This window comes from Aeromonas sp. AE23HZ002T15 (assembly GCF_054165525.2).
The window spans coordinates 197,671-209,056 of record NZ_CM201342.1 but is presented as its reverse complement, the minus strand read 5'-3'; the positions used below and the strand labels follow the sequence as shown (position 1 = coordinate 209,056).

Annotated in this window: 10 protein-coding genes; 5 read left to right on the top strand and 5 right to left on the bottom strand. The window is 60.0% G+C overall.

Annotation, left to right across the window (positions count from 1 at the left end):
* Positions 1 to 107 precede the first annotated feature (107 nt).
* On the top strand, positions 108 to 287 hold the full coding sequence (rmf, locus tag ACT5M9_RS00945) for a ribosome modulation factor (protein ID WP_005315693.1): 180 nt from the start codon (positions 108 to 110) through the stop codon (positions 285 to 287).
* Between the two features lie 137 nt (positions 288 to 424).
* Here rmf and fabA read toward each other — a convergent pair whose 3' ends face one another.
* The 4 genes from fabA to ACT5M9_RS00925 all read right to left on the bottom strand — a co-directional run bounded on the left by fabA (position 425) and on the right by ACT5M9_RS00925 (position 5,082).
* Positions 425 to 982, bottom strand: a complete 558-nt coding sequence (gene fabA / locus ACT5M9_RS00940) for a 3-hydroxyacyl-[acyl-carrier-protein] dehydratase FabA (protein ID WP_457978612.1) — start codon at positions 980 to 982, stop codon at positions 425 to 427.
* A gap of 77 nt (positions 983 to 1,059) precedes the next feature.
* Entirely contained in the window at positions 1,060 to 3,036 is a 1,977-nt protein-coding gene (locus tag ACT5M9_RS00935) for a Lon protease family protein (protein ID WP_457978614.1), read from the bottom strand.
* A gap of 191 nt (positions 3,037 to 3,227) precedes the next feature.
* The gene (locus tag ACT5M9_RS00930; protein ID WP_457978616.1) at positions 3,228 to 4,505 is read right to left on the bottom strand and encodes a tyrosine-type recombinase/integrase; all 1,278 of its coding nucleotides are present in this window, start codon (positions 4,503 to 4,505) and stop codon (positions 3,228 to 3,230) included.
* A 268-nt stretch (positions 4,506 to 4,773) separates the two neighbouring features.
* Positions 4,774 to 5,082, bottom strand: a complete 309-nt coding sequence (locus ACT5M9_RS00925) for a YebG family protein (protein WP_457978617.1) — start codon at positions 5,080 to 5,082, stop codon at positions 4,774 to 4,776.
* 267 nt (positions 5,083 to 5,349) lie between these two features.
* Here ACT5M9_RS00925 and ACT5M9_RS00920 point away from each other — a divergent pair, with 267 nt between their 5' ends.
* From ACT5M9_RS00920 to rsmF, 4 genes are all read left to right on the top strand, one after another.
* Positions 5,350 to 5,994 (top strand): paraquat-inducible protein A, encoded by a 645-nt coding sequence (locus ACT5M9_RS00920; RefSeq protein ID WP_457978618.1) that lies wholly within the window; start codon positions 5,350 to 5,352, stop codon positions 5,992 to 5,994.
* On the top strand, positions 5,972 to 6,580 hold the full coding sequence (locus ACT5M9_RS00915; protein WP_457978620.1) for a paraquat-inducible protein A: 609 nt from the start codon (positions 5,972 to 5,974) through the stop codon (positions 6,578 to 6,580). Before ACT5M9_RS00920 ends, ACT5M9_RS00915 begins: the two co-directional genes overlap by 23 nt.
* A 57-nt stretch (positions 6,581 to 6,637) precedes the next feature.
* Positions 6,638 to 9,190 (top strand): MlaD family protein, encoded by a 2,553-nt coding sequence (locus tag ACT5M9_RS00910; protein WP_457978622.1) that lies wholly within the window; start codon positions 6,638 to 6,640, stop codon positions 9,188 to 9,190.
* A gap of 139 nt (positions 9,191 to 9,329) precedes the next feature.
* Positions 9,330 to 10,760 (top strand): 16S rRNA (cytosine(1407)-C(5))-methyltransferase RsmF, encoded by a 1,431-nt coding sequence (rsmF, locus tag ACT5M9_RS00905; RefSeq protein ID WP_457978624.1) that lies wholly within the window; start codon positions 9,330 to 9,332, stop codon positions 10,758 to 10,760.
* 246 nt (positions 10,761 to 11,006) lie between these two features.
* Here the strand turns inward: rsmF and ACT5M9_RS00900 are convergent, their stop codons facing one another.
* Complete coding sequence (locus ACT5M9_RS00900) at positions 11,007 to 11,315, bottom strand: RepB family protein (protein WP_457978626.1); 309 nt, start codon at positions 11,313 to 11,315, stop codon at positions 11,007 to 11,009.
* Positions 11,316 to 11,386: the final 71 nt, after the last annotated feature.

Sequence of the window (11,386 nt, the reverse complement as noted above, 5' to 3'; positions counted from 1 at the left end):
TGAATAGCATGGAAATTTTTGTTTGACCCTGCCTCCCCCCTGGGGTAAAGATGAAAGCGACCGGTGAAAACTTGGTCGCTTTTTTTGTTCCACGAAGAGGGTCGTAGATGATGAAGAGACAGAAACGGGACCGTCTGGAAAGAGCTCGCGCTCGTGGTTATCAGGCTGGCGTTGTCGGCAAACAAAAAGAAGCCTGTCCGTATCAATGCCTGGATGCCAGAGGCCATTGGCTTGGTGGTTGGCGCGATGCCATGGAAGGGCGAGGCTCAGGCCTCTTCATGAAGTAATTGATACTTCATCACTCATTGAAACGGGAAAGGGGCCACGATGGCCCCTTTACGTTGTTGTCTCTCACCACAAGATGGATGTGCTGCAGACAGAAAAGGGGCCTCCCGGCCCCTTTTCTCGGTGATCTCAACCCGGATCAGAAGGCGGTGGTGTCCTTGAACAGGCCCACTTTCAGGTCGATTGCACTGTAGATGGGACGACCGTCCACCTCTACCACACCATCGGCAATCCCCATCACCAGCTTGCGGTTGATGACGCGCTTGAAGGTGATCTTGTAGGTGACCTTCTTGGCGGTCGGCAGGATCTGGCCGGTGAATTTCACTTCACCCACACCCAGCGCTCGGCCCTTGCCGGGGCCACCTTTCCAGCCGAGGAAGAAGCCGACCAGCTGCCACATGGCGTCGAGGCCCAGGCAACCAGGCATGACGGGATCACCCGGGAAATGGCAGTCGAAGAACCAGAGATCCGGCGTGATATCGAGTTCGGCCAGGATCTCGCCCTTGCCATGTTCGCCGCCGTTGTCATTGATCTTGACGATGCGATCCATCATCAACATGTTGGGGGCGGGGAGTTGGCTGTTACCTTCACCAAATAATTCGCCACGGCTACAGGCGAGCAGCTCTTCACGGGTAAACGAGTCTTTGCCTTGTTCACACAGGGAAAGGCGGGGATTGGTGTCGTTATCTAGGGTCACGCTGATTATCCTTCATATGGGTCAAAGCCGGGCCAATTTAGCGTACAGATGTTCGCTAAACAACTCCGATCTCTTTATTACAAGCCAAACAGGCGGCCAAGCAGGCTGCGCAGCAGTCCGCTCTTGGGCGCCGTGCCATTGAGTTCATCCAGTCTTTCCTGGATCCGGCCAAACAGGGTATCCGGCATGTCCGGTTCGCCCGCCACGCAGCCGGTCAGCAGCTCGATGGCTTCCTCCACGTGATCCACCGGATGGATGTGGAATTGACCGGCTTCGACGGCGGCGATCACCTCGTCGGACAGATTGAGCTGCTGGGCGTTGGTGCCGGGCAGCAGAATCCCTTGCTTGCCGGTGAGACCATGGATCTTGCACACCCGGAAGAAGCCTTCAATCTTCTCGTTCACACCGCCCACGGCCTGTACGTTGCCAAACTGGTCGACGGCGCCGGTCACGGCGAAATGCTGATAGATGGGCTGGCGGGCGAGGGCGGAGAGCAGGGCGCACAGACCGGTCAGGGAGGCACTGTCACCATCGATCTCGTGATAGGACTGCTCAAACACCAGGTTGGCCGAGAGGGGGGAGGGATTCTCGGCGCCAAACTTGTTGGAGAGATAACCGTGGATGATCATCATCGCCTTGGCGTGGATGTGGCCGGCAAGCTCCGCCTTGCGTTCGATATCCGCCACGTCGCCATCCCCCAGGTGCACGGTAGCGGTCAGCCGCACGGGCTCACCGAAGTCGTAGGGGTGACCGGCCACCTGGATGACGGAGAGGCCGTTGATCTGGCCCACTTCCTCACCATCGGTCTGCAGCAGGATCTGACCATCGATGACCCCCTGATCGGACTGCTCCACCAGGTAGTTGAGGCGATAATCCTGCTCCTCCAGCGCCAGCACTATGTGCTCGTCGGTGACGGCCTCGGCCTCCATCTCCCTGGCCAGGCTGTCTGCCATGCGCATGAGGGCGCTGAGTTGCACCTCAGACAGGGCGAGCCATTCCTGATGATCGCAAAGCCTGCTGGCATGACGGCACAGGGCGAGGAGGGCGGCCGGCGTAAAGTCCAGCAGCTCCCAACGCATCCGCAGCCAGGCTAGGTATTGCAGAAACTCGGGCAAATCCTCTTCGATGTTCACCTCGGAGACCAGATCGGCCCGCAGGAAGATGCGTTCCGACATGTCCCTGTCAAGCATCTGGAACTCCGCTACCTCGAGACGATCGCCTACCAGAATAAGCTTGAATCGGATCGGAGTCGCTTCGGGCGTGAAGAAGGGGGTGAGAGTCTTGCCTTCCTGATAGGCGTTCCAGTCCAGCTCGCCCTTGAACATGGCGTTCTTGAGCTTGAACCAGAGATGAGGCTGATCCAGTAGCTCGTCGAGCTGGAGGATGAGATAGCCGCCATTGGCCTCGCGCATCAGTCCAGGCTCAAGCAAGTGCTGGTTGGCATACACAGAGCCTTGTTCGGTCTGGTAATTGATGGAGCCAAACAATGTGTCCCAGTTCAGATCCCGGCCATAGACAACCGGAGCCTGTTGCTCCTCATGATGGATCAGCAGGTTGATGAGTACCGGATGCTGGAATTCGAGCCCCTGGGCGACATGGGCCGCCAGATCGGAGAGAAAATCCACGATCTTGGGGTCATTTTCCTGTTTGCGGATGATGCGAGTAACCAGCCGCTCGGCGTCCAGATGGTGACTCATCAGCTTGAGCAACTCGCCAACCATCTCGCAGAACTCGAACCCGGTACCGGGCTGCAGACGCAGCCAAATAGGCTTGAACGGGTTGTTGAGGTTCTCTGTGTAGCAAAGGTCGAACAGATCGCCATCCTTGCCGTTGGAGGCGGCGATCAAGGTCTGACAGACGTGCTCATAATCCGCGCCGGGGAATCCATTGAGCAGCATGACCGTGCAGTCACCGTCAAAACTGGCCAGTCTCTTGATGCCTGAAATGGCCCTGGGTTGCAGAGCGGCGAAAGGGATGGGTTCGAGTTCACTCAGGGCAGGAAACTGCTCAATCGAGAAAGCGGGTTTTAATTGTTCTGATGTTAATTCAGCCACTTAAGACATCCGGTCGGGGATAGGATCAATTATTCCCATTATACACAGTTCGATGGGTGGAAAAAGGAAACCAATATATTTAATTTAACATAATATACATTATGCGCGGTTTTGTATTTAAGCGGCACTGAGGTGGTTTGTCTGGCAGTCCATTGCAGCATCCACGGTTTTGATGGTTTGTTGTGGATGACTCATTCATGCAAATGGTCCAGGGGTTTGTGGTTGGCACTCTCGTGGCGTTCGTTGTGGCCGGTATGCAGGTATTTGGAGGTGGTGTCTATGCTGTCGTGGCCCGCATCGGCTTGCACGTGGGACAGCGGTCTGCCGTTCAAGTTGATGTCGTGGGTGATGCCGGTGTGGCGGATGGAGTGCGGTGTCAGGCTGCGCATCTCGGCGGCATCCTGGGCAAAGCCATCCTGTTCGGCCAGATTGGCCGCCTGCTCGAGCACCGCCATCACCAGCTCCCGCAATTGGCGGATCCCGAGGTTGGCATTGAGCTCGCCTTGCTCGCGACCGTGGGCTGCGGCCTTGTGGCGTATGAAGAGCGGCGTCTGCTCGTTGGGCGCCGGCAAAGGAGATAATCCCAGGAAGGTGCGATAGCGTTTCAGCGCATCCAGCAAGGCCTGGGAGACCGCCACGGTACGCCGCTTACCACCCTTGCTGCGCGGGATGAAATAGCCCCAGACCCCGGTCTTGCCATCGCGGCGAAACTGGCTCATCACGGGACTGAAACCTGGCCTCGCGGCGACCTCGGAGATCCTCAGATAACAGGCATACATCAGACAGATGAGAAAACGGCTGCGCTCGTGCTGCGCTGGATGTTCTGTGGCCAATTGCTCGGCCGCCTGCATCACATAGGCCCACTGCAACTCGGTAAAGGATTGGCTCTGCTCCTCCAGCAATGGCTGCACGGGGCGATTGACCCGTTGCAGCAACAAGGCGGGATTGCGATCCATGTACTCTTCCTGGACGAGGAATTGAAAGAAGCTCGAGAGGATGGCGAGCTTGGTCTTCATGGCTTGTTCGCTCAGGCGGTATGGCAGCTCGCGACCCAGGTCCCGCTTGCCCAGAAATGGCCGCCACTGGGGGTTGGGCAGCCGCTCTCCCCACTCCTTGTCCTGCACGAACTGGGCAACATTTCGGTAAGCGATCAGTTCCTGTGGTGGTGACTGGCAGTAGTCGAGGTAACGCATCATGATGCGCCGGGTGAGATCCTTGGGACTGATGGCCATCTCGGCGAAACACCAGTGAAGAAAGGTGGTCAGCTCGCTGCGATAGGTCTTGTAGTTGTTCTCGTTGTGGCGCTGTTCCAGCAGCCAGTCGACGGCCAGCTCGTAGACGAGCCCCGCATCCGGCACATCCCCCAGGCTGAGATTGGCCAGATGCTGGTTGACCAGGGGGTTGCCCGCCTCCAGATGGAGCAGGCTATCGAATAGTGGCATGGCGGGTGGCAGAGACGGATGAGTCATGGCGGTGCTTATGGTTGTGAAAAAAGGTGTGAGATGGACCAAACCTGATGCCGATAAATGGGGTTATCGGCATCACTGCCCAGAATGGCGGGATGGGCACCTGTGCTGCCTGGCAGCCTATCCATCTCCGAGCTTTTCATTTATTCAATGAATATGCAGCCTGGTCAGAAAATTCTCGGGGTAAATACCGAGAAAAGTGAATTGAAAATCTTATTTTATGAATAGGGCGCGTTTGTTCTGATATTGCCAGTCTTCGCGCCCCCTCCCCTCAGGCCACGCTCTTGAGCGACTTTCCCTTGGGTTTGTCAGTGGCCTCGGTTTTCTCTTCCCTGGGTGGGATCCCCTGCCCTTTTCCGCCCCGCAAGACGCTTTGCAGCAGATCCCGCTGCTCGGCCAGGTAGAAGGCCAGCCCCTCTTGCTGCTCGGGAGCCAGCTCAACCGGCGCGCTGGCGAGCAAGGTCATCAGCTCATCGGCGGTATCCAGCAGCTTGTCATAGGCATCCGCCTCTTTCTTGCTGGCAAAGGTCATCTTCTCCACTCCCCCACGCACCACAACATACTTGATCTCAACGGCCATACTGGCGTCCTCCTCATGGTAGTGAGGATGATTATATGTATGGATATACAGTATTGCAAACGGCTAGCCGTCGAAGGCACTGGCGAGGAGCAAATCCGCCACAGTGTTAAAGCCAGGAGATGGTAAAGCAAGGCAGGTTAGCGCCTGCAGGCCTTACTCGGTGCGCAACATGATGACACACTTTTCTTGGCGCCGGCCCTCGCCAGGGCAAGACAGCTGGCCGGTTTTAGGGTAAATTTTGTCAATTCCTTCAACAGGTTGAATCGTATGTCGGATACCCGCTCCGTGATCGTCTGCCCGGCCTGCGACTTGCTGATAGAACGCAAGTTATTGCCGCTGCGCCGTCACGCCCACTGCCCCCGTTGTCATCAGCATCTGTACGGGCGCTATGCTTTTCGTTCCTCCCAATTGATGGCGCTCACCATCACCGGGCTGTTGTTGCTGCCGTCAGCCTTCTTTGAGCCCCTCCTCTACCTGCGCCTGGCGGGTGTCAACTCGGACGCCAACCTGCTCAAGGGGATACTGGTGCTGTTGGGGGAGAACGAATTCTGGGTGGCGGGGCTGGTGCTCTGGTGCGCCGCCCTGGCGCCCACGGGGCTCTTGCTCGGGATCTTCGCCCTCGCCTCCGGCCTTGCCAAGCGCTGGCACATACTGGCACCGACCCTCAGGGCGGTGGAGGTGTTTCGCCACTGGGCCATGCTGGAGGTCTATATCGTCAGCCTGCTGGTCGCCCTGTTCAAGCTCATCGACATCGCCGACGTGCGGTTGGGGGGCGGTCTGCTGAGCCTCGGGATCCTGATGTTGCTCAACATGACGCTGCTTATTCTGTTTGATCCCTCCCCCTACTGGGAGAAGATCCCCCTGCACACCCCCTCACAGGAGCCTGACCATGAGCCAGACCAGCGCCAGTGAGCTGGGGCTCTGCCGCTGCCACACCTGCGGCCTGCTGGTGCGTTATCAGCCGGGCGCGAGCTGCCCCCGCTGTCACAGCCATCTCCAGATGCGGATCCCCCGCTCCCTCGCCTGGTCCTGGGGCCTGCTGGCGCTCGCGACCTTCATGTTGCTGCCCGCGAACCTCTTGCCCATCACCCACTTCTACAACAAGGGGTTATTGCAGTCAGATACCATCTTCAGCGGTATCATGGCGCTCTATCGCAGCAAGATGTCAGGCATCGCCACCATAGTGCTGACCGCGAGCATCATAGTCCCCATCGGCAAGATCCTGGGGCTGGGCTGGATCTGCTGGCAGTTGCAGCGGGCTAAGCCGGTGCGGCGCAAGCGCCAGCTCATCATGTATCGGATCATCGATTTCATCGGTCGCTGGTCCATGCTGGATCTCTTCGTCATCTCGCTGATGGTGGCCCTGGTGGATCGGGGGGTCTTGTTGAACGTGCGGGCCGGTCCGGGGGCTACCGCCTTCGCCGGCGTGGTGGTGCTCACCATGATGTCGGCGCGGATGTTGGATACCCGCTTGCTGTGGGACAAGGCGTCTCGCTAGTCTATTTTTCGTCTGTATCTGAGGTGCCGTGTACCACGGCCCATGTAAGGAGTCGGTATGGTCGGGGCTGAACCCGTCATTGAGAAACACCGCTGGTTGTCCCCAGTCTGGTTATTGCCCGTGATCGCACTGCTGCTGGCGGGGGGCTTTCTCTACCAGCAGTGGACCAACAGCGGTCAGCTCATTCGCATCAACTTCGCCCAGGGCAACGGCATCTTGCCGGGCAAGACCCAGCTGCGCTATCAAGGGGTGGCCATCGGCGTCGTGCAGGATCTGGAGCTGGCGGCCGACGGTCGCAAGATAGCTGTGCTGGCCAAGGTGGACAGCCGTGCCCGCCCCCTCATTCGCAAGGGCTCCGATTTCTGGCTGGTGAGCCCCAAGGCGTCCCTCACCGAGATCTCCGGCCTCGATACCCTGGTCTCCGGCAACTACATCAACCTGCAGCCCGGGCGGGAGAACAACCCGCTGGAGGATGAGTTCGATGCTCTGGACGGTCCTCCCCCCGGCTATCAGGCCCAGGGGCGCACCCTGCACCTGACCGCCGATTCACTCGGGTCGGTCGGCATCGGTGCCAAGATCTATTTCCGCGGCATCGAGGTGGGCAGCGTCATCAATACCCGTCTCGGCGAGGAGAACCAGAACGTGATCCTGGATCTGGTGATCGAGCCTCGCTTCGAACACCTCATCAAGACCGACACCCGTTTCTGGAATATCAGCGGCATCAAGGGCTCCTTCAGCCTGGAGGGAGTCAAGGTGGAAGCCGGCAGCCTCACCTCCATACTGAGCGGCGGCATAGCGTTTGACTCCCCCAAGGAGTCCCAGGTGGCGCAGAAGGGCCAAACCTTTGTGCTCTACAAGGGCCTGGCCGAGGCGGCCCGAGGGGAGCGCATCGAGATCCAGGCAGGCAGCCTGCCCATCAAGGAAGGGATGCCCATCCTGTTCGAGGGCATCGAGATCGGCCGCATCGATCCCATTCGCCTGACCGAGCATGGCCGGGTGGTGACGGCGCTGATCAACCCGGAGCAGGCGTTTCGGGTGACCGGCAAGAGCCGTCTGGTGTGGGAGGCGATCTCCCTCTCCCCCTCCGGCCTCAAGCATGCGGATCGCCTGCTGGCCGGTCCCGCCATTCGCCTCGATTACGTGGCCGGGGATCGGGTCAAGGCCATGACCCTGGAGAGCCAGGGACAAGTGGGCGGCATCCCCCTGACCCTGCAGGCCGACGATCTCGCCGGCTTGAGCGAGGGGGCCCCGCTCTGGTTCAAGGGGTTGCAGATAGGTCAGGTGGGCCCCCTCAGTCTGGATGCGAGCGGCAACGCCAGGGTAGCGCTTCGGGTGGAGGAAGCCTATCGCCACCTGTTGAACCGGGCCCGCTTCTACCGGGCCTCTCCCCTGCAGATCGATGCGAGCCTCGCGGGGATCAAGGTCGATACCAGCCCGGCCAGCGCCTGGCTCGGGGGCGGCGTCAAACTCGTTCAGGCGCCGGCGGGCGAGCGGATAGACAGACTCTATCCCAGCGAGGAGCTGGCCCTGCTCGGTACGCGTCACGCCAAGCCACAGCGCTGGCTGCTCCGTGCCGAACAGGCCGACGGGGTCGGCATCGGTTCCCCCGTGCTCTACCTGGGGCTGGAGGCCGGGCGGGTCCAGGCACTGAAGGCGGACGCCAAGGGAGTCGAGATCGCCCTCGAGATCGATGCCACTTACGCCCCCCTGCTCAAGCAACAGCCCCAGTTCTGGAAGAAGGCGGCCATCGACGGCAAGATCCGGCTCGACGGCGTGCAGGTCAAGATGGGCAACCTCGCCACCCTGCTGCGGGGGGCCATCGAGTTCGACCGCCTCGGCACCGGTCGCAGCAGCCATCAGCTGTTTGACAGCAAGGAGCAGGCTCAAACCCAGGTGCGCACCCTGACCCTGGTGGCAGACACCAACCCGGGCCTCGGAGTTGGCAGCCCCATCCGCTATCGGGGTGTTGACATCGGCAAGATTGAGCAGGTCCTGCTGGATCCCTCCCTCGGTCAGGTGAGCTTCAAGGCCGAGCTCGACAATCAATACGCCGATCGCTTCCTGCAATCCGGCGCCCGCTTCACCCTGGTGCAAGCCAAGCTGGGGCTGGGTGGCGTCTCCCACCTCGATACCCTGATCAAGGGATCCTTCGTCGAGGCGAGCCCGGGTCAGGGCGCCGGCAAGGAGCGTTTCCCCCTGAGCCAAAGCGGCCCCACCGGGCTGGCCCTGACCCTCAAGAGCCCCTCCGTCAGCGGGATCAGCGTCGGCAGCCCCCTGCTGTTTCGCAAGTTGGTGGTGGGCAGCGTGACTAAGGTCGCCCTGGCCCGGGATGGCAGCGAGGTGCTGATCGACGTGAGCGTCGACAAGGAGTATGCCCATCTGGTGCGGGCCAACAGCCGCTTCTGGAATGTCTCCGGCGTCAAGGCCGACATCGGCCTCACCGGCGGCACCATAGAGGTGGAGACGGTGCAGAGCCTGCTGGCGGGTGGCATCGCCTTCAACACCCCGGAGCGGGAGATGGGCCCCACCGTCAAGGGGGGTCACAGCTATCCCCTTTATGGCAAGGCGGAGAAGGAGTGGCTGGAGTGGAGCCCCCGCATCCAGCCTTGAACCTCCCAGCGTGCAAAAAACCGGCCCTTGGCCGGTTTTTTATTGGCCGCATGCAAGCCTCACCGTGAAAGTGGCCTGAAGAAGGAGCACACCCTGTGATAAGATATCGCCCCTTATTTTGGGTCTGCGAGATTGCACCGTGCACGACAACACCTACCTCCCCGATCACTTCCTGCGCCACATCGCCACCATCATGCCGGCCCACCTCTCCATGGACGAGTTCGTGGCGAGCTGCCGGCGCCCGCTGCGTCGCAGCATCCGGGTCAATACCCTGAAGATCGGCGTTCAGGACTTTGCCACCAAGATGCAGGGGCTGGGTTGGCAGCTGGATCCCGTGCCCTGGTGCGATACCGGCTTCTGGCTCAGCCGGGAGGATGAGAGCGTGCCCCTTGGCAATACCGCCGAGCATCTGAGCGGCCTCTTCTACATCCAGGAGGCGAGCTCCATGCTGCCGGTGACGGCGCTCTTTGCCAGCGACCAGGTCAAACGGGACGGCATGCTGCTGGATGCGGCGGCGGCACCGGGCTCCAAGACCACCCAGATCGCAGCACTGATGAATAACCAGGGCATGCTGGTCGCGAACGAATATTCCAGCAGCCGGCTCAAGGTGCTGAGCGCCAATATCCAGCGCTGCGGTGTGACGAACGTCGGCATGACCCACTTCGATGCCAAGGTGTTCGGCCAGTGGTTGCCGGAGACCTTCGACGCCATCCTGCTCGACGCCCCCTGCTCGGGGGAGGGCACGGTACGCAAGGACGAAGATGCCCTGCGCAACTGGAGCCTGGAGAGCATCGATGAGATCGCGGCCGTGCAGGCCGGCTTGCTGGAGAGCGCCTTCCATGCCCTCAAACCCGGTGGGGTACTGGTCTATTCCACCTGCACCCTGAGCTCGCAGGAGAATCAGGCCATCTGCCAGTCCCTGCTGGACAAGTTCGGCGATGCCCTGAGCTTTGACCCCCTGGGGGATCTCTTCCCCGGCGCAGACAAGGCCTGCACGCAAGAGGGCTATCTGCATGTCTGGCCCCAGATCTTCGACAGCGAAGGCTTCTTCGTCGCTCGCCTGCGCAAGCATCACTCCGTGGCCAACACCATGTTCAAACCGGGCAAGCTCGGCAAGTTCCCCTATCTGCCGCTGCCGGCCAAAGAGAGCGAACCCATGGTGCGGGAGATCGAAGGGAACTTCGGGGTAGCGCCCCACGGCGTACTCTATGGCCGCAACGACGAGATCTGGCTCTTCCCCGAGCTGTTCGAACGGGTGCAGGGCAAGCTGCGCTTCGATCGCATCGGCATCAAGCTGGCGGAGACCTTCAAGAAGGGGTATCGACTGACCCACGAGTGGGCGCTGGCCTATGGCGGCGCGGCGACCCGGGGTGTAGTCGAACTGGATGCCGCCAACGCGCGGGAGTACATGATGGGACGGGATGTCTGGCCGGAGCAGGAAGCAGGCTCCGGCGAGGTGATCGTCCGCTATCAGGGGCAGCCGCTCGGCATGGGAAAATGGGTCGGCAGTCGGGTCAAAAATGCCCTCCCCCGTGAGCTGGTGCGTGACAACAACCTGTTCAACGTTTGAGGCGACGACGCAAGAGAGGAGCCCCTCAACGGGGCAGACGTAGAGTAGAGGGGAGACTCTAAACCTGAACGAGTCTTAAAAACCTCCACTCTGGTTGAACTTTTACTCAGATCTTGAAATGCCCCCGGCCTTGTCTACGCTTAAGGCTATCTGTACACCAGTTAGCGCACGGCTCTGCAAGGAGCCAATTCCCCTATGCCAGGTACAAGGAATTCGTACCTGGCTTTTTTTATCCTCGCGATCTGCTCAATCAGTTTGGTCGATGGTATCGGCTTGGGATGGCTCTTCACAGTGAGCAGTATCGCCTAGGCTCTCTTCAACATACTGCGGCACCAGCTCGTGTTGATAGAGCAGGTCGATCGCCTGTTCGATGAGGGATGCCTGACTGTCTTCCAGATGCAGGCCGAGTTCATGCAACCGCTCGGCGTGGCGATTGCTTATCCAGCACTGCAACCGGCTGTGACTCTCCTGCTTGCGCTTCACATGTTGGCGCTGGCGCTCTGCGTTATCCTGAGGCTCTGAAGGCATTTTTTCTGGCGTAATTTTATGGCTCATATGACCTTGAAAAATTCTGTTTTTGGTAATGTTATCTCTCACTGATGTGGGACAGAGATGCGAGAGACGCT